Genomic DNA, 17,730 nt, shown 5'->3' with positions numbered 1-17,730 from the left:
CCGAATAGCCTCAGAGCAGTTCGGATTCCGAGGGCTCGGCTACCGACCGCTTGTCCGGTTTCGGAGCGGCGGCATCGTCGCGGTCCTCATGCGTTTCTTTTTCAATCGCTTCCCCAAGCCGTAAGTACCGCTGGTACAGCCCCTCGTAGACGGCGGCACGTTTGGCGTCGGGTTGGTACTCGGCGTCGAAGCCACCCCCCATCTTTTCCATCGCGGCCGATACGTCGCTGTATTTCCCCGCACTGACGGCGGCGAACATCGCGGCCCCCAGGGCGCAGGTCTGCTCCGAGCGGGCGATGCGGATCGGCCGGTCCATGACGTCGGCCATGGTCTGCATGATAAAGGGCGACTTTTTGGCGACCCCCCCGAGCCCGATCAGGCCTTCCACGGGGATGCCCTCCTCAATGAAGCGCTCGACAATGCGGCGGGCACCGTAGCAGGTCGATTCCACCAGTGCCCGGAAGACCCGTGGCGCGTCCGACCCCAGGTTCAGGCCCATGATCGCGCCCTTCAGCGACTGGTCGGCATCGGGGGTGCGACGGCCGTTGAACCAGTCGAGGGCCAATATATCGTCGCTGATGGGCAGCGCTTCCGCGGCTTCGCTCAGTTGAGGAATGATCGCGGAACGGGTTTCTTCGATCAGTTTGGTACGCGTCGCTTCATCGAGCGAGGTATTCTTCGCGAGTACGTTCTCTAACGGCCAGGCGACGAGACGCGCAAACCAGGCGTATACGTCTCCGAAGGCGCTTTGACCGGCTTCCATGCCCATCATGCCGGGGATTACGGAACCGTCCACCTGCCCGCAAATGCCCTTTACCTGCGCTCCGGCGCCCTCGTGTCCGGCGGGAACGACCAGCATATCGCAGGTGGAAGTACCCATGACCTTGGAAAGGTGGAAGGGCTCGATCTCTCCGCCGACGGCGCCCATGTGCGCGTCGAAGGCGCCGACGGAAATCGGAATACCCGCGGGTAAGCCCAGGCGATCCGCCCATTCGCCGGTCAGGTTTCCGGCCACTTCGTCGGAAGTGTACGTTTCGTCAAAGAGCCGGTCCCGCATTCCCGCCAGCACCGGATCCAGACCGGTCAGGAATTCCTCGGGGGGCAGGCCTCCCCACTCCGGGTGCCAGAGTGCCTTGTGCCCGGCGGCGCAGCGGCTCCGTTTCATGTTTTTTACCTGCGCTCCGCCGCTCAACAGAAAGGGAATCCAGTCGCAGTGCTCCACCCAGGAGTAGGCGGCTTTGGCGACGGCATCGTCGTCGCGCATGACGTGGAGGGCTTTGGCCCAAAACCATTCGCTGGAATAGATGCCTCCTTCGTATTTGGTGTAGTCGGTAACCGCCGCGCGGCAGGCGGCGTTGATCTCAGCGGCTTCCCCGATGGCGGTGTGATCTTTCCAGAGCACGAACATGGCGTTGGGATTCTCGCTGAAGCGATCCAGCAATGCCAGCGGCGTGCCCGATTCATCGACGGCCACCGGTGTGGAACCGGTCGTATCGACGGCCAGGGCGATTACCCGATCGGCTACCCCGTCGGGTGCTTCCGCTACGGCCTGCCGGACGGCGTCGGTCATGCTCTCGGTGTAGTCTAGGGGGTGCTGGCGGAAGCGGTTGGCGGCCGCATCGCAGTACTGCTGCTTTTTCCAGCGGGGGTAGTAGGACACACCCGTCGCGATCTCTTCGCCCGTCGTCACGTCCACGATGAGGGCGCGGACGCTATCGGAGCCGAAGTCAATGCCAATGGTGTAGTCTGAAACTTGCATAATCGTTATGGTTTAAGCAGAAAATCCGACCCCTCGGATTTGGCGGCGGCGTAGCGCTCGGATTTAAATTGATAGTACCAGGCGCCTTTACGGGAGCCGGAGGTGTCCTTCTCCGCCAGTCTTTCGAGATAATCCATCTTGCGCAGTCGACGGCGGAAGTTGCCGGCATCGATGGAAGTGCCGAAAATACCTTCGTATAGTGCTTGTAGCTGCGTGATGGTAAATTTCTCGGGCAGTAATTCAAAGCCGACCGGCTCGTGCGTGGCCCGGTGGCGCAGACGGCGAAGGGCGGCGGCGACCATCTCCCGGTGATCGAAAACCAGCGGCGGAATGTCATCAACGGAAACCCAGTGGGCAGCATAGTCCCGGGAAAGCTGCTTATCCACTACGGGTTGCTCCACGAGCGCGTAGTACCCAACGGAGACCGTCCTTTCCGCTTCATCCCGGTTTACCTCACCGAAGGCCCTGAACTGCTCGAGGTACACTTCCGTGAGGCCGGTCAGTTCCTTTAAGACCCGGGCGGCGGCATCATCCAGGCTTTCATCTTCCTTTAAGAAGCCCCCCATGAGCGACCATTCCCCGCGCCGTGGTTCGAAGTCCCGACGTATAAGCAGCAAATTCAGCTTCCCCTCCTTGAAACCAAATATTATGCAGTCGACGGCCACTAAGAGGCGGGATTGCTGATCGTAGGCCTTCATAACACAAAAGTAATTATTAATTGTCAATAAGACAATTTATATGTCGGGATACTGCAAGGTAAGCAGCCGATCCGTTAATTTCCTTTTTCCAGCAGCTCGAGGTACGGTTGAATGACACCGTTGGGTACGGCCACGCTCAATGTATAGTGGGCGATTTTCCAGTCCCCGTTTCCAACGCGCTTCACGACGGCCGTTCCCCGGCAGGGTCCCATCCAGGTGTCCAGGAGCTCATCCCAGTAAGCAATGTCCTGATTTTCATCGTAGAATATATGCCGTTCGGCCGCCTCGAAACTCCAAGCCTCTCCCCTTGCGAAGTAGGGTGCGGCAAAGGCCAGGAACGTTTCCTTCGTCCAGTGCTCGCCGGGATCCGTACCGATATAAATTCCACCGTCCATCATAGCATCGAAGAAAGCAGCACTGTCCGCCCGCGCAGCCGCGGCGTGCCAATCGGTAGCCAGTGCCTCGATACGGGGCACCGCGCCTGCCGTATCCACCGGCTCACACCCCTCCCGGCGGCGCGTGTCCACGATGTTTATGATTCGCCACTGACCCTGCAGACCGTCCCGCACCAATTGGAACGCGTTCGTACCGCAGTGGCTCACCTCTCCGTTTAACACGAAGGTGTAGGGTGTCCAGGCTGTGGCCAGTCCGCCGTCCTCGCGAATAGCCGTATAGTGCAACTGCTCGTCAAGGGCGCCCGGCTCGGCACCCGCGATGCCGGCCATCCAGTTGGGTAACGACCCTTCCTGTACCTGGGTCCGTCCTTGCTGGTCCACGCTCACCGAATGGAGGTCCGCGGCCGGGTGAAACAGCTGCGCCATGCCGGTCGTATCGGCCGATCGCATCGCGTCAAAGAGGCGCGCCAGCACTTCCCGGGGGTGCTGCTGCGCCACCGCGACCTGGGTTATGAGAGAGAAGAGAAGAAAGAACAGCGCGCGATCAAGCATACCGGCAATCTACCACTCATCCGGCTAAATCACTACCCTTTCGCTTCCTTTTGGCTCCTGGCGATAAGCGGCATTTATTTAGGATGGGATCTTTTCCACGCCCAGTTGCTTGAGGATACCCAGTTCATCCGAGCTACCCCACCGTTCCTTTAGCTTACCGTTTTCGAAGCGGCCGATTTGGAGGCCGCGTACCTTGAAGGACTTACCCGTCGGGGCCACCCCCATGAACTCGCCCCGGTGCGTGCCGGATACGCGGTAGGCAAAGGAGACATTGTCCTCATCGGTGACCATATGGTCCACTTCGAGGTTGAGATCGGGAAAGGCGGTGCGCATCATGGTAAAAAAGTCGATGAACCCCTGGGGGCCGGGGCCCTGATTGGGGGCGGGGTCGTGGTCCTTCGCGTCCTGGGCGACTACATCGCGGATCATTTCCAGCTTACCGGTATTGACGGCCTCACCGAATTTTTTTTGTGCTTCTACGTTGGTCATGTCTATAAATGGTTTATACCTTGTATCGGTACAGCCATGGCCGTTGTTCGGTATGGAATGTGGCGGCAGTGTCCGGAGGTCACCAGCTATTCACTTCTACCTTTAATGATTTTCATCAAGAAATACTTCGTCTGCAAATTTTGTCACGAAAGTACCTACGTGGCCACCTCCGCTACCGACCGCGTGGATCTCGAGCGGGAACGCGGGGAACGGTTCTCCGCTAACTGCGCACACTGCCACAAGCCCGGATCTATTCACGTCAATCAAATACTGGCTAAGCCTAATCCGGTAATTACCGTCATCGGGGGCGTAGCCGGACTAGTAGCCACCGCGGCACTCTGGAACGTCGGATTCATCGCATACGCGGCCGGTGCCCTGCCGGTGATCGTCTATCAGGCACAGGCTAAATCCGCGCAAACCTTTAATAGCTACAAGATCACGCCATCCAGGAAATAGGCATCCGGCGAGTGCCGGATATTAATCCATTACAGTAAACCCTAATCTTCCCTCTCCCCCCTTACCTTGCCGGTATGACCGCCACCCCTACCCCGCTGTCGTTTTCCGGCCACAACCTGGACGAAGTAACCCTGCTGCGTTTACACGAGAACCTTCTCCGCCCCCGCCTGATCGAAGAAAAAATGCTGAAGCAGCTCCGCGGCGGCGTTATTTCCAAGTGGTTCTCCGGTATCGGGCAGGAGGCCATCAGCGTGGGCTGTACCCTGGCGCTGGACCCCAAAGAGTACATCTTCACCATGCACCGCAATCTTGGTGTTTTCACCAGCCGGGAGGTACCCCTCTACCGGCTCTTCGCGCAGTGGCAGGGCAAGGCGGCCGGCTTCACGAAGGGCCGCGACCGCAGCTTCCATTTCGGATCGCAGGAACACCACATCGTCGGCATGATCAGCCACCTGGGTCCACAGCTCGCGCTGGCCGCCGGCGTGGCGCTGTGGCATAAGCTGCACGACGAGGCGCGAGTCAGCCTGGCCTTCACCGGCGACGGCGGCACCAGTGAGGGAGACTTTCACGAGGCGTTGAATATCGCCGCGGTTTGGAAACTCCCGGTCATCTTCGTCGTGGAGAATAACGGCTATGGGCTCTCCACGCCCGTGAGCGAGCAGTACGCCTGCAGCAGTTTGGCGGACCGCGGCCCCGGCTACGGCATGCGGAGCTTATCGATCGATGGGAATAACGTGATCGAAGTCTACCACACCGTCCGCCAACTCGCCCGGGAGCTTCGCCAACATCCGGAACCGGTACTCATCGAGTGCCGGACCTTCCGCGTACGCGGCCACGAGGAAGCCAGCGGCGTCAAGTACGTACCCGGCGAACTGATCGCGGAGTGGCAGGCCCGCGACCCGGTGGATACGTTCGCCGCCTACCTGCACCGCGAAGGATTGCTGAACGAGGAGATGGAAAACCGCCTGAAGGATACCATTCGTCAGGAAATAGAAACCGGCCTCCAGGAAGCCGCTGAACTTCCGGAGATCGTAGCCGATACGGCCACCGAAGTAACTGACCTCTTTGCCCCTACCCCCGAGGTGACGTCCCGGCCCGGAGAAGCGCGGGAACTCCGCTTCGTCGATGCCATCAGCGACGGGCTGCGGGAGGCCATGCGCGCCTATCCCGACCTTGTCCTGATGGGACAGGATATCGCTGAATATGGCGGCGTCTTCAAGATTACGCAGGGATTTGTCGAAGAATTCGGGACCGAGCGTGTCCGCAACACCCCCCTTTGCGAGAGCGGCGTGATCGGTGCGGCCCTCGGATACGGTATCGCCGGGGGGAAAGCCATGGTCGAGATGCAGTTCGGCGACTTCGTAACCTGCGGGTTCAACCAGATCGTCAACAACCTCGCCAAGCTACACTACCGCTGGGGCCAGAACGCCGACGTTGTCGTCCGCCTGCCCGTAGGCGGCGGCGTGGGGGCCGGTCCCTTCCACAGCCAGACAATGGAAAGCTGGTTCACCGGCGTGGCCGGCCTCAAGATTGTCTACCCCAGCAACCCGGAAGATGCCAAGTCTTTGCTACTGGCCGCCATCGCCGATCGGAACCCGGTACTTTTCTTCGAGCACAAAGGCCTTTACCGCTCCCTTACCGCCCCGGTCCCAAGTGGATTTACCCCGGCCCCTATCGGCAAAGCAACGATTGTTTGGGAAGGCAAACTACTTACCGTGATTACCTACGGTGCCGGGGTGCACTGGGCCACGGAAACCGCCACCGCGAACGATCTGGACATCGAGATCATCGACCTTCGCTCCCTTGCCCCCCTCGATCACGCCGCCATCCGGAAAAGCCTGGAAAAAACCAGCCGCGCCCTGGTCCTCCACGAAGCTTCCCTAACCGGCGGTTTCGGTGCCGAATTAGCTGCCTGGATCGGCGAGCACTGCTTCGAGCTCCTGGACGCGCCCGTCCGCCGGCTCGCCAGTCTGGATACACCCGTTCCCTTTGCTGCAGCTCTAGAAGAAGAATACCTACCCAAGAAGCGGTTGGAGGCGGCTATTCGGGAGTTGTTAGATTACTAGGGTTTTACCTTTGAGTTCGTTAGTCTTTCCGGGTCGGCAGGCATGGGATCAGCCCCCCCGCTACGCTGCGACGCACATCCCATGACCCCACCTACCGTACTACTCCGGATCGGCGAAGCCAGCCGACTAAAGGACTACCCTACTAACAGCGACCAAAGGGAGCTACTACCGTACCACCCCGGGTGGCGCAGCCAGCCGACTAAAGACTACCGTACTAACCAGATGGCGAAGCCAGCGTACTTCCCCCCTACCGTACTAATCAATACCTTCGCGCCATGAAATTTGCAGAGATCATAGCCGTCACCGGACTACCCGGACTATACACCGTCGTCACCGAACGCAAGGGGGGCGTAATCGTGGAAGAAATGGAATCCGGAAAGCGCCGTTTCGCACCGGCCCGGAAGCATCAATTCGCGCCGCTGGAAAGCATGGCCGTGTATACCGAGGACGGAGATGCCGAGCCGTTGCGCAAGGTATTCGACCGGATGCTGGAACAGCAGGAAGACAACCCGGCTCCCGCAGCCAACGAGAAGGGCGAGCGCCTTTTTGATTACTTCGAGGACGTACTGCCTACCTACGATAAGGACCGGGTACACGCCAGCGACATCAAACGGCTCCTGAAGTGGTACCACTACATGCTGGCCAACCAGCTCTTCGACAAGTTAGGCGACGAGGAAGAATAACCCGCCCAGGCCTAGTCGAAGCGAAAGAGTTGGTAGCGATCGATCGTCCGTTGGATGTCGGTCGCCAGCTGTTCGTTGTCCAGGAAGCCCAGTTCCTGCATACCGGCAGACCACCGGCGGTAATCGCGCGGACCGAATTGCGCAAGGCGGGTATACTCGCCCGCGGTGAGGGTTAGGCTGAAGTCGCGGAAGCTTGTCCAGGCACTTTCGTACCGCCGCAGGCAAGATCCGTCCGCCTGGCCGGTCGCCCCCTGCCAGTCCGCACCGCAGGGTAAGCGGAAGTAATTATTGAGGGATTGAGCGGTCGTGCCTTTACCGCTCCGGCTGTACAGCAAGCCGGTAGCCAGGATGACGCTTGCGGGGATGCCGAACTTCTCCTGTTCGGCCTGCGCCACGTGACCGAAGCGGGTCAAAAAGGCGTCGATGTCCGCTTCGGGCTGCCCGTTGAGCCGTTCGTAAAGATCCGGTTCGGAACTACCGAAGATGTTAAAGCGGGAAAAGAAGCCCCCGCTCTTGGCGGAAGCGGTCCCCTCCTCGGTATAATATGTCACGGGCGCTTCGTCCGAAGGCGCATCGGCGGGCGAGGTTTCATCCAGTGCCGGAGCCGAGTCATTCGCGTCAGGGTGACCGAGTTTCACATTAAAATTGACCTGCTTCTGGGAGAGCAGGAAGAGCGCACAGCCAATCAGGCCAAGCCGCAGCCAGTGCCTGCCGACGAAGGCCGTCAGGCGGGGGAGAGAATATTTCATTTTGCAACCTTTTTTCGAACTACGGTAGCAAAGTTAGGAAATTACTCTACATCAAACAAATTGTTTTATTGTTTTTTGTTTGAAAAGGCCTTGCCCCTTATTTGCAATACTCCAGGTACGGTGGTTACGTACCCCTCGGTGGTAAACAGAATACGGCCGGCGGAGGCCAGGTCCTCGGGTAGCGTACCCAGTGGTACTAAGCCTTCCTCGCCGGGGGTCCATAGCCAGTGTTGGCCCTCGCCGATGGCCAGGAGATGGGGAGCCCGCCACGACAGCGTAAGTCCCGGTGGCACCGCGACCCACGAAAGGAACTTGCCGTAGTTGGTGAATACGGCCATCCGGTCGTCCGCCGCGAAGTAGAGCATCACGCGGTTGCGATCAACGAACAGGGCATCGGGTGCACCGGAGATGCCCAGCTGCAGGCGGAGGTTATTGGTCTGGTGCTCGATCTCCCCTGTCCCGTTGAGTCTAAGCAGCCGGAAGTCCCAATTATCGAAGACCCACATCCCGTCGTCGTAGCTCCGCGCAATGACCCCGGGCTGGCGGATGCTTTCGTTGGCGAACAGATCGATGCGGTCCAGCTCGCTGAGGGTACGGTCGAGGACCACTACCGTTCCGTACTCCCGATAATAGACCAGTATTTGAAAGGGATTGGTCACGTCGACGTAGTCGGGCGACCCGAGGCTACTATCGTAAAAGCTGTAGGTATTCTCGCCCAAAGGGTTTGGCGTTGCGAGGCGGGCATCGTCTAGTAAATAGTACGCCTTCCCTGCGGGGTCTAAAAAAAAGTCGGATACCTGCGCAGACAAGCATCCCGCCAGCATTCCAAACCACAGCACGGCTACCAAGCGTATCATCATGGTAAGGTAACGCCGTCACCCCTGTTTTCGTCCTACTTTTGTACCTGCGCTCCGCCGCCCTTATTGCTTATGCTACGATTTATCCTGTCCATCAGTTTTCTCTTTACCGGCCTTGCCCTTTTCGGCCAGACCGACTCCATCGATTACCGCCGCCTGCAGCTGGGTATAGTCGGTGGGCAGCAGTATAGCGAGATGGACTTTACCCCCAATCGCGACGTGAATACCGTGGAGGGCCGCACCTACGGCATCGCCCTGCGCTATTTCGATAAGCAACTGGTGGGCTTCCAGGCGGAAGTAGCATACGAACAGGCCGGTTGGCAGGAGGATCTGGACGGAGGTATCTACCGGCGCGACAGGGAATACGTCGAGCTCCAGATCCTGACGCAGTTCAGTGTCGGTCGCGGTTGGTTTCAGCCGATGCTACAGGCCGGTCCTTACGTTTCCGTGCCGATCGGCGAATCCCAAACCCTGCCCGTTGGCTTCGATCCGGAAGATTACCCGGATTACACCTACTACGGCAACGATCTGTCCTTCCGGATCAACTACGGTCTTCGCGCCGGCCTCGGGTTCAATCTGGAATTCGGCCCGGTGACGGTGCAGGTTGACGGACGCTACCTCCAGGGCTTCAGTAACGTGATCCGGCCGGGCGATACCGAAGCCCAGACCAGTATTCGCCGTGCCTTCGGCGGGCACTTCGGTCTGTTTTACGCGCTCTGATCTGCGAACCGCCGGGCGGGGTACCGACTTATACCAACGTACCATTACCATACGCCAGTGCCAATCCTACAAGAGAACCCCTACGATACCCTCTCCTTCGCCATTGAAGACCTCAAGAAGAAGGGCTACAATAAAGATTTCAACCAGAAGGAAGAATACCTGGAGTGCAAGCAGAATAGCAAAACCTACGCCCCCTCTGACTTCACCATCACCCACACCTACCGCTTCGAGGGCATGAGCAGTGCCGGCGACAACAGCGTCCTATACGGCATCGAAACCGGTGACGGCACCAAAGGCCTTCTTGTCGACGCCTACGGCGTATACGCGGACAGTCTCAGTGAGGAGATGATCGAGAAGTTCCGCGTTGAGTACGAGGATCCGGATGAGGTATAGTTCGTTCTTTCCTCTTTTATTCGGCTCGCCTGATCGTCATGCTAGATTTTGGGGATGACGGCGCAGCGTACGGTGATAGCCATCTTGCTCAGCCAGTAACCGACCATTGTGCGGTCCCAAATCCAGCAGACTGACGTACCAGCAGGCTACCCACTGCATTAACAAACCAATAGGAGACCACCTACTGGACTACCGTACTAACCATGACCATATTCTGGCACCGCCGCGACCTTCGCATCAGCGATAATGCCGGATTGTACCACACCCTCCTAGGGGGTGGTCCCGTTTTACCGGTCTTCATCTTCGATCGAAATATTCTGGATGAGTTGCCGAGCAAGAAGGATGCGCGGGTAGAGTTCATCCACGATAGCGTCACGGAACTCGCGAAGGCGTATCGGGAATACGGCAGCGATTTGCGGGTCTTTTACGGATATCCGCTGGAAGTGTGGGAGTTTCTACGGGATAGTCTTCGGCCTGAGGCCGTGTACACGAACCGCGACTACGAGCCCTATGCCCTGGAGCGCGACCGGGCGGTAGCCAACCTGCTGTCTATTCGGGAAATACCCTTTCGCGACTATAAGGACCACGTCATCTTTGAGAGCGATGAGGTGCAGAAGAAAGCGGGAGGACCCTACACGGTCTATACGCCCTACATGCGCACTTGGCTCCGGACGTTGGACAGCCGCCTCGTCTCCTTCGGGGAAGAGAAAATCAGTTATTTCCTTAAGCCTTACCCGACCGAACGGTACCTGCATCACCTCCTGCCGGAGAAGGGGCCCTACCCGATCCCGACCCTTGCAGAGATGGGCTTTGCCCCCTCCGGTGTTGAGGTGCCGCCCGCCGCGGAGGGTCGGGATTTGCTTACACACTATGACCAGAACCGGGACTTTCCAGCGGTAGCGGGAACGACTCGCTGGGGGCCGCACCTTCGCCACGGAACCGTAAGCATCCGGGAACGGGCACGCCTGGCGCGGACTACTAACGATACCCTGCTGGGGGAATTGATCTGGCGGGACTTCTATTCCAACATTCTGCAGGCCTTTCCACACGTCGCCAAGGGGAATTACCGGCCGGAATACGATCATATTCCCTGGATAAATAAGGAAGAACACTTCCGGCTGTGGTGCGAGGGCAAGACCGGCGTCCCGATCGTGGATGCGGGCATGCGGCAGCTAAACGCTACCGGCTTCATGCACAATCGGGTACGCATGATTGTGGCGAGTTATTTGACCAAGCACCTGCTGATCGACTGGCGGCTGGGGGAAAAGTACTTCGCGGACAAACTCCTCTGCTACGAACTGGCCAGCAACAACGGCGGATGGCAGTGGGCGGCGGGCGGCGGCGTGGATGCCCAACCCTACTTCCGTATCTTTAACTTTGATAGCCAGCAGCGGAAATTCGATAAAGAATATCGATACGTTAAGCGCTGGGTGCCGGAGTATGGTACGGAAAGCTATCCGCAGGAACCCATCGTACCCCATAAATTTGGGCGCGATCGGGCACTTCGCGTATACAAAGAAGCACTGGCTGAGGCTCGATCATAGCAAAATGGGGTTATCATGGGGTTGAATTCGCGGTCGCTTATTGTATACTTTTGCCGTTTAACTACCCAGCCAATGAGATTTTTACCCGTTTGCGCCCTGTTGGCGTACGCTCTGCTATTGACTTCAACGAGCTACGGGCAAAAACGGCTGAACCTCTTCACCGAGTGCGATTGCAACCGAACCCTGCTGAAGCAGGAGCTCAATTACGTCAATCACACCATCGACCCGGTCAACGCGCAGGTCAACCTTTTCATCGTTACCAATTACCTGTCGAACGGCGGCCGGGTCTACGACCTCCAGTTCAAAGGTCAGCAGGAACTGGCCGGCAACAGCCTCAATTTCAAAGTCTCGACAACGGCGGTCATGACCGGACTGGAGCGGGACGAGTACCTCAATAAACGCATCGAACTCGGCCTGGCCGGCTTCCTCGCGGGTACCGACTACGCCGACATGGTCGACCTCACCGCGGAAGCCCCGGAAGTGTCCGAAGTGGAAACGGAAGACGTCGAAGAAGCAAATGCGGATCACTGGAACAGCTGGATTTTCGAGGCCAGCGCCTCCTTTAGTTCCGATATCGAAAGCCAGCGAAGCCGTAACGATTTGCGCCTCCGTTTTGAGGCCGACCGCACTACCCCGGACTGGCGGCTGCGCTTCAGCCCTAACTTTTTCTACCGCATCGAGCGCATTGATCAAAAAGATAAGGATCCCCTGATATCCATTCGCCGCGACCAGGGTATTGACGGACGGGTCGTCAGGAGCATCAGCAACCACTGGTCGGTCGGGTTCTTCCCGAGCGTCAGCAGTTCTACCTACAGCAATATTAATCTGGGTGCACGGCTGTCGCCTGCCATCGAATACAACATCTTCGATTACAACCAGGTCCCCTTCAAGGAATTCACCATTGCTTACCGGGTGGGCTGGGTCTACAACAACTACGTGGATACCACGGTCTACCTCAAGACGCAGGAGAGCCTGGCCCGCCAGAGTCTCGACATCAACCTCCGGCTGCGCCAGCGCTGGGGCTCCGTATTCGCCGGCGTCTCGGCCGGTAATTACCTCGATGACTTTCAAAAGAACCGCCTTTCCCTGGACATCCAGGCCAACGTGCGGGTGATCAAGGGACTTTCCTTCAGCGTGAGTGGCAGCTACGACATCATCAACGACCAGATCAGTCTGGCAAAGGGCGAGGCAAGCATTGAGGATATTCTGCTGGGACAGGCACAGCTGGCCACGAACTACAGCGCGGATTTGCGATTCGGCTTCAGTTACACCTTCGGCTCCCTGTATAACAACGTGATCAATACCCGATTGTGACGGGCTGATCTAGCCCGCGAAACGTACGGCACCGGCAAACTCGCTACGGAACGTATCGAACGATTTGCGGGAGGCGATGAACCGCATCTGCTTGCCAAAAGTCCCCTTGGCCTGCAACTCGATGGTGCAAAGCTTGAGAAAAAGGAAGCGACTCTCCCGGACCAGGGCCACGTCATCGATCAGATTATACCGGGCCGTCTTGAAGTAATTGCTGACGTAGAGAAAGTTACCATCGGTTTCCACCCGTTTGAGGGGCCAGAGGGCCAGATAAAAAGTGCCTACACCGGCTACCAGCACGAGCAGCATGGCATACCGGAGCGACTGGAGCGGTACCCCACCGAAATAATGCTCCGGGGCTAACCAGATGACGGCGGTGAGGCCGAGCAACACCGTCGTCCAGAACACGGGAACAAAAAGCTTCAGGAAAAGCGTGGCGTTGGAAGACAAACGAAGCAAGCGAAAAGGCTTTGGTGGACGGATAGCGGAATAGCACCGCAAAGAAAGAGAATCCAAACCGGGACCACAAAGTTGCGGCGGCCGGCTTACGCTTTCCGCAAATAGTAATACGCCAGCAGCAGGATCACCCCAGCCGATATGGATACGTCGGCGAGGTTAAAGATCGGTCGGAAGAACAGGAAGGACGAGCCGCCCAGCCCGGGAATCCAGTCGGGATAGATCCCGTAGAACAGGGGGAGGTAGAACATATCCACCACGCGACCGAAAAACAGGCTTTCGTAGCCACCTCCGGCCGGCAGGAAGGTAGCAGCGCCGCCGTGGGGTCCGGAGTCCGAAAACAGGACGCCGTAGAAGACACTGTCGATTATGTTGCCAACCGCTCCGGCTTCGATGCAGGCGAAGGCGGCCAGCAACCAGCGCGATGCCTGCTCCTTTAGCAATCGAACGAGGTAGTAAGCCAGCAAAACCACGGCTACAATGCGAAAGCCGGTGAGCAGCAGTTTTCCGATTCGCCCGCCGAGGGAGAGCCCGAAGGCCATGCCGTTGTTTTCCACGAAATGGATCAGTACCCGGTCCATTCCAAGAATTTCCAGCTCCTCGCCGTAGTGCAGGTGGGTCTTCACCCAGATTTTCAGGGCCTGGTCGCACAGTAACACCGCAAGGAGGATAACGACGACGAGGGCCTTGCGGGACATAAGAGTGGGGGGATGGCACCAAAAAAGACAACCTCTCCGCCGGGGGCGGAAAGGTTGCCAATTTACGTAATCGACTTGTATCGTAGGCCTAGCGGTTTTGCTTGGCGTGAATGCTTAAGGTGGTGTGCGGGACAATACGCAGGCGTTCCCGGCTAATGAGCTCACCCGTCACGCGGCAGATGCCGTAAACTTTGTTTTCGATCCGGAGCAGCGCATTTTCCAGGTGCTGGATCAGTTGTTTCTGTCGGCTCGCGAGCCGGTGCATTTCCTCGTTCGCCATGGTACCGGTACCGTCGTCGAGGCCACGGACCTTACCGTCTTCGCTGTTGGTCTGTTCCGTTAGCTGATCGAGGTAAAACTGGAGCTGCTTACGCGCTTCGGCCAGTTTGTTATCGATGATGGATTTGAATTCCGCTAGTTCTTCGTCACTATAGCGGGTTTGCGGTCTTGCTTGCATAGTGTAATTCGTTGAAAATAAAGTGTCCGGCCAACCCTGAGAGACGGAGGTATTGGTCCACAAATATACCGTTTAACGTTCAAAGTGTGTATTTCTTTGTTATAAATTTATTCTTAACAAACATTATACCGCAGAAAAATGAAGCCCCCTGCTTTACTTTTGAACCGTCGGTAACACTTCCTAAAACCGGATGCGAATTTTCGCTATTTAAAGTTTAGCCTACCTTACTTCCCGCCTTCAATACCACCGCATTGACCCCCCGCCGACTCGAATTTTCCACGATCGTTCCCCGTTCCCTCGCCGAAACCTGGGATTTCTTCAGCCGCCCTGAAAACCTGGAAAAACTCACTCCCCCGGAAGTTAAATTCGAGCTGCTGTCGCCGGTACGCGGGGTGGAGATGTACGAGGGCATGATCGTGCAGTACCGCGTCCGCCCCTTCCCGGGCTTCACGACCGACTGGATCACCGAGATCACCAAGGTCGACCCCCACCACCACTTCATCGACGACCAGCGCGTCGGCCCTTTCGCCCTCTGGCACCACCAGCATCATTTCCGGATGCGCGACCAGCACACCACCGAGATGCTGGACATCCTCCACTACCAGGCCCCGCTCGGCTTCCTTGGCACGGTTGCCGATAAGCTGTTCGTCCACAAGCAAGTACTGGGCATCTTCCAGGCGCGAGAAAAGGCGATTAAGGAGCTTTTTGGTTCAGACGGCGGATAGGGTTCATTTTGGCGATCCGGCAGGTAGTTGGTAGTGAATAGCGGATAGCAAATGGGTTGAAGTACCGCCCCTCGTCAATGACACTCCTTCCGGGCATCGACGTTTCAGCCCTACGCAGTACCTACTACCCCTACCCCCTAAAAGCTGGCGAAGCCAGCGACTACTCCACATACTCCTGCCGCTTAATGATCAGCACCCACTCCCCCTCCTCCACTTTATAGCCGTAATCGTAGCAGAAGTGATAGCGGTTCCCCGTACTGCTGGTGTATTCGTTGGTGAAGTACCGGAACTTAAATCCGCGGTCTATGAGGCGGTCGCGGCGCACGCTGGCCTTCCCGTCGGGATTGAGTTCGGCGAGGACATTCCGGTTATGACGCAGGATATTGTTGATGGTACGCTGAAACACCTGCTCTTCCGCCCGGGCGCGGTTGTGGTGGGAGGACCGGCAGGCGGCCGAACAGAATCGTTTGTCGGAACGGCCGGTGTATTCTTCCTGGCATTCGGGGCAAATCCTCTTCATGACGGTAAATTAAGAAATCGGGCGTCGTTGACCAGCAGATAGTTGCCGCCCGTATCGTAGAGATAGGGGGCGGTGAAGGCCGGCGCGAAGGTTCCTTCGTAGTAGCTACGGGCTGCGTTCCGGTCCGGGATACTCGAAGCGAGCCGGTTGTACACGAGGGCCCCGCCGGGCAGCAAGCGGGTGCGGAGTAATTCCACGAAGTCAAATCGGTCCAGATGGGCGGGCACGGTAGCGTCCTGGAATACGTCCACGCAGATCAGGTCGTACTGCCGCTCGTCCAGTTGTAGAAAGGCGACCGCATCCGCTTGCACGACCTCCACCGGGCTCTCCAGTTGGGGCAGGCTGTATCGACTGGCCAGCTCGATGATGACCGGGTCGATCTCTACGGCGACGTAACTGTATTCGAGCCCCACGTACTTTTCGAGCAATTCCGGGATACTACCCAGCCCCAGTCCAAGGACCAACACGGAAGCGTGTTCCGGCAACTGCTCGTAGTCAAAGACCTCGAACAGCTTTCTGAAGTTGAGGTAGTAATCGCCGAAGCTGTAGATCGCTTCCTCGGCCACTAATTGCAGCCGGCCGTGTACCAGGCAGACCTCCAGGTATTCGTTGTATTCGGAGGATGTTGTTTCCAGCGATTGCTCCCATAGGTAGCTGAGCCAACGGCGGAAACGGGGTATCGGTCGGGGGGGCGCCATCACCGTAAAAGTACGTACTCCGGGAACTTGCCGGGCTTTGTCCTGTATAGAATAGGCCCATGGCGCCAGGTTTCACGATCTTGCGTCACTCTTTTGCCCGGAGCGGTAGAATGAACGGGAAACTTTACCTTTGGCGCCCAACTGTAGATAGCCTGTCGCGTTAACCCACGAAATATTTTCTCCCCATGAGCATCATCGAAATGAAAGTCCCCGTAATCGGTGAATCGGTCACCGAAGTAACACTCTCCGAGTGGCTGAAGGGAGACGGAGATTACGTTGAACTCGACGAGCCGATCTGCGAATTCGAATCCGATAAGGCAACCCTCGAATTCCCCGCCGAAGCCGCCGGGAAGCTCATCTACGTCGCCGGGGAAGGCGATGACCTGGAAATCGGTGCGCTCGTAGCCAAGATCGATACCAGCGTATCAGAAGAAGCGGGCGGCGGAGCGCAGGATCAAGGCGGACAACCAGCCGCCGAGCCTGCCCCGAAGCCTGAGGCCCCGGCCGAGGAGAAGAAACCCGCCGCTGGTGATCAAACCTATGCCACCGGCACGCCCAGCCCCGCCGCGGGCAAGATCCTCCGCGAAGCGGATGTCGACCCGAAATCCGTAAACGGTACGGGACGCGACGGACGCATCACCAAAGGAGACGCCCAACAGGCCGCTAAGAACCCACCAGCTGCCGCCGCGCCGCCCCCCGCTGCCGCAAAGGTCTCCGGTACGAGCAGCAAAACGGCGGCCTCCTCCGCCGGGAAAGAAGCCTTCAGCCGCGACACCCGCACGGAAAAGATGAGCCGCATGCGCCGGACTATCGCCAGCCGACTGGTCAGCGCCAAAAACGATACGGCCATGCTGACCACCTTCAATGAGGTGGATCTCAGTGAAGTCATGGCCCTGCGCAAAAAGGTACAGGATAAATTCGTGGAGAAGTACGGTGTCAAGCTAGGCTTCATGTCCATCTTCGCCAAAGCCTGTGCGCAGGTCCTCATGGAAATGCCGGACGTGAACGCCCATATCGCCGAGGACGAGAAATCGCTGACTTACCACGACTTCGTCGACATCAGCTTCGCGGTCTCCACGCCGACGGGCCTCGTCGTTCCGCCGATCCACAATGTCGAATCGCTGGATTTCGCTACGATCGAGCATAAGCTGAAGGAATTAGCGGCTAAGGCGCGCGACAATAAGCTTAGCATCGATGAAATGTCGGGAGGCACCTTCACGATCACCAACGGTGGTGTCTTCGGTAGCATGATGAGTACCCCCATCATCAATAAGCCGCAGTCGGCCATCCTCGGCATGCACAACATCATCGAGCGCCCCATTGCCGTGAACGGCGAGGTGGTCGTCCGGCCCATGATGTACATCGCCCTGAGCTACGACCACCGGGTGATTGACGGTAGTTCTTCGGTCACATTCCTCGTGAAGGTGAAGGAATTGCTGGAAGACCCGACGCTGCTTCTACTCGGATTGTAAGAGTTGTTGGCTGCCCGACCGGTCCCGCCTAA

The 17,730-nt window shown here is 58.0% G+C and carries 20 protein-coding genes; 9 read left to right on the top strand and 11 right to left on the bottom strand.

Annotated elements, in window-relative coordinates:
• Window positions 1-10: 10 nt before the first annotated feature.
• The 4 genes from DRW39_RS16100 to DRW39_RS16085 all read right to left on the bottom strand — a co-directional run bounded on the left by DRW39_RS16100 (window position 11) and on the right by DRW39_RS16085 (window position 3,893).
• A complete protein-coding gene (locus DRW39_RS16100; RefSeq protein WP_116108088.1) occupies window positions 11-1,759 on the bottom strand; it encodes a ribulokinase in 1,749 nt (582 codons plus the stop codon).
• Window positions 1,760-1,764: 5 nt separating this feature from the next.
• A complete protein-coding gene (locus DRW39_RS16095; protein ID WP_116108087.1) occupies window positions 1,765-2,457 on the bottom strand; it encodes an NUDIX hydrolase in 693 nt (230 codons plus the stop codon).
• Between the two features lie 74 nt (window positions 2,458-2,531).
• Window positions 2,532-3,404: a nuclear transport factor 2 family protein gene (locus DRW39_RS16090; RefSeq protein WP_116108086.1), complete on the bottom strand. Its 873-nt coding sequence runs from the start codon at window positions 3,402-3,404 to the stop codon at window positions 2,532-2,534.
• Between the two features lie 78 nt (window positions 3,405-3,482).
• The gene (locus DRW39_RS16085; protein ID WP_116108085.1) at window positions 3,483-3,893 is read right to left on the bottom strand and encodes an ester cyclase; all 411 of its coding nucleotides are present in this window, start codon (window positions 3,891-3,893) and stop codon (window positions 3,483-3,485) included.
• A 105-nt stretch (window positions 3,894-3,998) separates the two neighbouring features.
• On the opposite strand from DRW39_RS16085, the gene DRW39_RS16080 reads away from it, so the two are divergent.
• The 3 genes from DRW39_RS16080 to DRW39_RS16070 all read left to right on the top strand — a co-directional run bounded on the left by DRW39_RS16080 (window position 3,999) and on the right by DRW39_RS16070 (window position 7,098).
• Window positions 3,999-4,349 carry a hypothetical protein gene (locus DRW39_RS16080; protein ID WP_116108084.1) on the top strand — a complete coding sequence of 117 codons (351 nt, stop codon included), beginning with the start codon at window positions 3,999-4,001 and terminating at the stop codon, window positions 4,347-4,349.
• Between the two features lie 74 nt (window positions 4,350-4,423).
• The gene (locus tag DRW39_RS16075) at window positions 4,424-6,415 is read left to right on the top strand and encodes a thiamine pyrophosphate-dependent enzyme (protein WP_116108083.1); all 1,992 of its coding nucleotides are present in this window, start codon (window positions 4,424-4,426) and stop codon (window positions 6,413-6,415) included.
• A gap of 275 nt (window positions 6,416-6,690) precedes the next feature.
• Complete coding sequence (locus DRW39_RS16070) at window positions 6,691-7,098, top strand: DUF5606 domain-containing protein (protein ID WP_116108082.1); 408 nt, start codon at window positions 6,691-6,693, stop codon at window positions 7,096-7,098.
• A gap of 11 nt (window positions 7,099-7,109) precedes the next feature.
• Here DRW39_RS16070 and DRW39_RS16065 read toward each other — a convergent pair whose 3' ends face one another.
• Both DRW39_RS16065 and DRW39_RS16060 read right to left on the bottom strand, forming a co-directional pair.
• Window positions 7,110-7,847 (bottom strand): glucosaminidase domain-containing protein, encoded by a 738-nt coding sequence (locus tag DRW39_RS16065; protein WP_116108081.1) that lies wholly within the window; start codon window positions 7,845-7,847, stop codon window positions 7,110-7,112.
• Between the two features lie 65 nt (window positions 7,848-7,912).
• Window positions 7,913-8,707, bottom strand: a complete 795-nt coding sequence (locus DRW39_RS16060) for a hypothetical protein (RefSeq protein ID WP_157976165.1) — start codon at window positions 8,705-8,707, stop codon at window positions 7,913-7,915.
• A gap of 69 nt (window positions 8,708-8,776) precedes the next feature.
• Here DRW39_RS16060 and DRW39_RS16055 point away from each other — a divergent pair, with 69 nt between their 5' ends.
• The 4 genes from DRW39_RS16055 to DRW39_RS16040 all read left to right on the top strand — a co-directional run bounded on the left by DRW39_RS16055 (window position 8,777) and on the right by DRW39_RS16040 (window position 12,675).
• Complete coding sequence (locus tag DRW39_RS16055; RefSeq protein ID WP_116108079.1) at window positions 8,777-9,424, top strand: outer membrane beta-barrel protein; 648 nt, start codon at window positions 8,777-8,779, stop codon at window positions 9,422-9,424.
• A 57-nt stretch (window positions 9,425-9,481) separates the two neighbouring features.
• Window positions 9,482-9,817 carry a phosphoribosylpyrophosphate synthetase gene (locus DRW39_RS16050; RefSeq protein ID WP_198664913.1) on the top strand — a complete coding sequence of 112 codons (336 nt, stop codon included), beginning with the start codon at window positions 9,482-9,484 and terminating at the stop codon, window positions 9,815-9,817.
• Window positions 9,818-10,020: 203 nt separating this feature from the next.
• On the top strand, window positions 10,021-11,361 hold the full coding sequence (locus DRW39_RS16045) for a cryptochrome/photolyase family protein (protein ID WP_116108078.1): 1,341 nt from the start codon (window positions 10,021-10,023) through the stop codon (window positions 11,359-11,361).
• A 72-nt stretch (window positions 11,362-11,433) separates the two neighbouring features.
• Entirely contained in the window at window positions 11,434-12,675 is a 1,242-nt protein-coding gene (locus tag DRW39_RS16040) for a DUF481 domain-containing protein (protein WP_157976164.1), read from the top strand.
• A 9-nt stretch (window positions 12,676-12,684) separates the two neighbouring features.
• On the opposite strand, the gene DRW39_RS16035 is transcribed toward DRW39_RS16040, so the two are convergent.
• From DRW39_RS16035 to DRW39_RS16025, 3 genes are all read right to left on the bottom strand, one after another.
• Entirely contained in the window at window positions 12,685-13,131 is a 447-nt protein-coding gene (locus DRW39_RS16035) for a hypothetical protein (protein ID WP_157976163.1), read from the bottom strand.
• 86 nt (window positions 13,132-13,217) lie between these two features.
• Window positions 13,218-13,826, bottom strand: a complete 609-nt coding sequence (locus DRW39_RS16030) for a lipoprotein signal peptidase (protein WP_116108075.1) — start codon at window positions 13,824-13,826, stop codon at window positions 13,218-13,220.
• A gap of 88 nt (window positions 13,827-13,914) precedes the next feature.
• Complete coding sequence (locus DRW39_RS16025; protein ID WP_116108074.1) at window positions 13,915-14,283, bottom strand: TraR/DksA family transcriptional regulator; 369 nt, start codon at window positions 14,281-14,283, stop codon at window positions 13,915-13,917.
• Between the two features lie 251 nt (window positions 14,284-14,534).
• Here DRW39_RS16025 and DRW39_RS16020 point away from each other — a divergent pair, with 251 nt between their 5' ends.
• Entirely contained in the window at window positions 14,535-15,008 is a 474-nt protein-coding gene (locus tag DRW39_RS16020; protein ID WP_116108073.1) for an SRPBCC family protein, read from the top strand.
• 160 nt (window positions 15,009-15,168) lie between these two features.
• On the opposite strand, the gene DRW39_RS16015 is transcribed toward DRW39_RS16020, so the two are convergent.
• Both DRW39_RS16015 and DRW39_RS16010 read right to left on the bottom strand, forming a co-directional pair.
• Complete coding sequence (locus tag DRW39_RS16015) at window positions 15,169-15,528, bottom strand: hypothetical protein (RefSeq protein WP_116108072.1); 360 nt, start codon at window positions 15,526-15,528, stop codon at window positions 15,169-15,171.
• Window positions 15,525-16,226: a spermidine synthase gene (locus DRW39_RS16010; RefSeq protein WP_116108071.1), complete on the bottom strand. Its 702-nt coding sequence runs from the start codon at window positions 16,224-16,226 to the stop codon at window positions 15,525-15,527. The genes DRW39_RS16015 and DRW39_RS16010 overlap by 4 nt, the downstream gene beginning before the upstream one ends.
• A 185-nt stretch (window positions 16,227-16,411) precedes the next feature.
• Here DRW39_RS16010 and odhB point away from each other — a divergent pair, with 185 nt between their 5' ends.
• Complete coding sequence (gene odhB, locus DRW39_RS16005; RefSeq protein WP_116108070.1) at window positions 16,412-17,698, top strand: 2-oxoglutarate dehydrogenase complex dihydrolipoyllysine-residue succinyltransferase; 1,287 nt, start codon at window positions 16,412-16,414, stop codon at window positions 17,696-17,698.
• Window positions 17,699-17,730 lie beyond the last annotated feature (32 nt).

Source organism: Lewinella sp. IMCC34191, assembly GCF_003390935.1.
GTDB lineage: Bacteria > Bacteroidota > Bacteroidia > Chitinophagales > Saprospiraceae > Neolewinella.
Note: the sequence above shows the minus strand (reverse complement) of the source record. Positions and strands in the feature narration are given on the sequence as shown.

Bases quoted from the DNA above. Each gene is read 5' to 3' on its own strand.
- DRW39_RS16100 (WP_116108088.1), bottom strand. From the start codon at position 1,759: ATGCAAGTTTCAGACTACACCATTGGCATTGACTTCGGCTCCGATAGC.
- DRW39_RS16095 (WP_116108087.1), bottom strand. From the start codon at position 2,457: ATGAAGGCCTACGATCAGCAATCCCGCCTCTTAGTGGCCGTCGACTGC.
- DRW39_RS16090 (WP_116108086.1), bottom strand. From the start codon at position 3,404: ATGCTTGATCGCGCGCTGTTCTTTCTTCTCTTCTCTCTCATAACCCAG.
- DRW39_RS16085 (WP_116108085.1), bottom strand. From the start codon at position 3,893: ATGACCAACGTAGAAGCACAAAAAAAATTCGGTGAGGCCGTCAATACC.
- DRW39_RS16080 (WP_116108084.1), top strand. From the start codon at position 3,999: ATGATTTTCATCAAGAAATACTTCGTCTGCAAATTTTGTCACGAAAGT.
- DRW39_RS16075 (WP_116108083.1), top strand. From the start codon at position 4,424: ATGACCGCCACCCCTACCCCGCTGTCGTTTTCCGGCCACAACCTGGAC.
- DRW39_RS16070 (WP_116108082.1), top strand. From the start codon at position 6,691: ATGAAATTTGCAGAGATCATAGCCGTCACCGGACTACCCGGACTATAC.
- DRW39_RS16065 (WP_116108081.1), bottom strand. From the start codon at position 7,847: ATGAAATATTCTCTCCCCCGCCTGACGGCCTTCGTCGGCAGGCACTGG.
- DRW39_RS16060 (WP_157976165.1), bottom strand. From the start codon at position 8,707: ATGATGATACGCTTGGTAGCCGTGCTGTGGTTTGGAATGCTGGCGGGA.
- DRW39_RS16055 (WP_116108079.1), top strand. From the start codon at position 8,777: ATGCTACGATTTATCCTGTCCATCAGTTTTCTCTTTACCGGCCTTGCC.
- DRW39_RS16045 (WP_116108078.1), top strand. From the start codon at position 10,021: ATGACCATATTCTGGCACCGCCGCGACCTTCGCATCAGCGATAATGCC.
- DRW39_RS16040 (WP_157976164.1), top strand. From the start codon at position 11,434: ATGAGATTTTTACCCGTTTGCGCCCTGTTGGCGTACGCTCTGCTATTG.
- DRW39_RS16030 (WP_116108075.1), bottom strand. From the start codon at position 13,826: ATGTCCCGCAAGGCCCTCGTCGTCGTTATCCTCCTTGCGGTGTTACTG.
- DRW39_RS16025 (WP_116108074.1), bottom strand. From the start codon at position 14,283: ATGCAAGCAAGACCGCAAACCCGCTATAGTGACGAAGAACTAGCGGAA.
- DRW39_RS16015 (WP_116108072.1), bottom strand. From the start codon at position 15,528: ATGAAGAGGATTTGCCCCGAATGCCAGGAAGAATACACCGGCCGTTCC.
- DRW39_RS16010 (WP_116108071.1), bottom strand. From the start codon at position 16,226: ATGGCGCCCCCCCGACCGATACCCCGTTTCCGCCGTTGGCTCAGCTAC.
- odhB (WP_116108070.1), top strand. From the start codon at position 16,412: ATGAGCATCATCGAAATGAAAGTCCCCGTAATCGGTGAATCGGTCACC.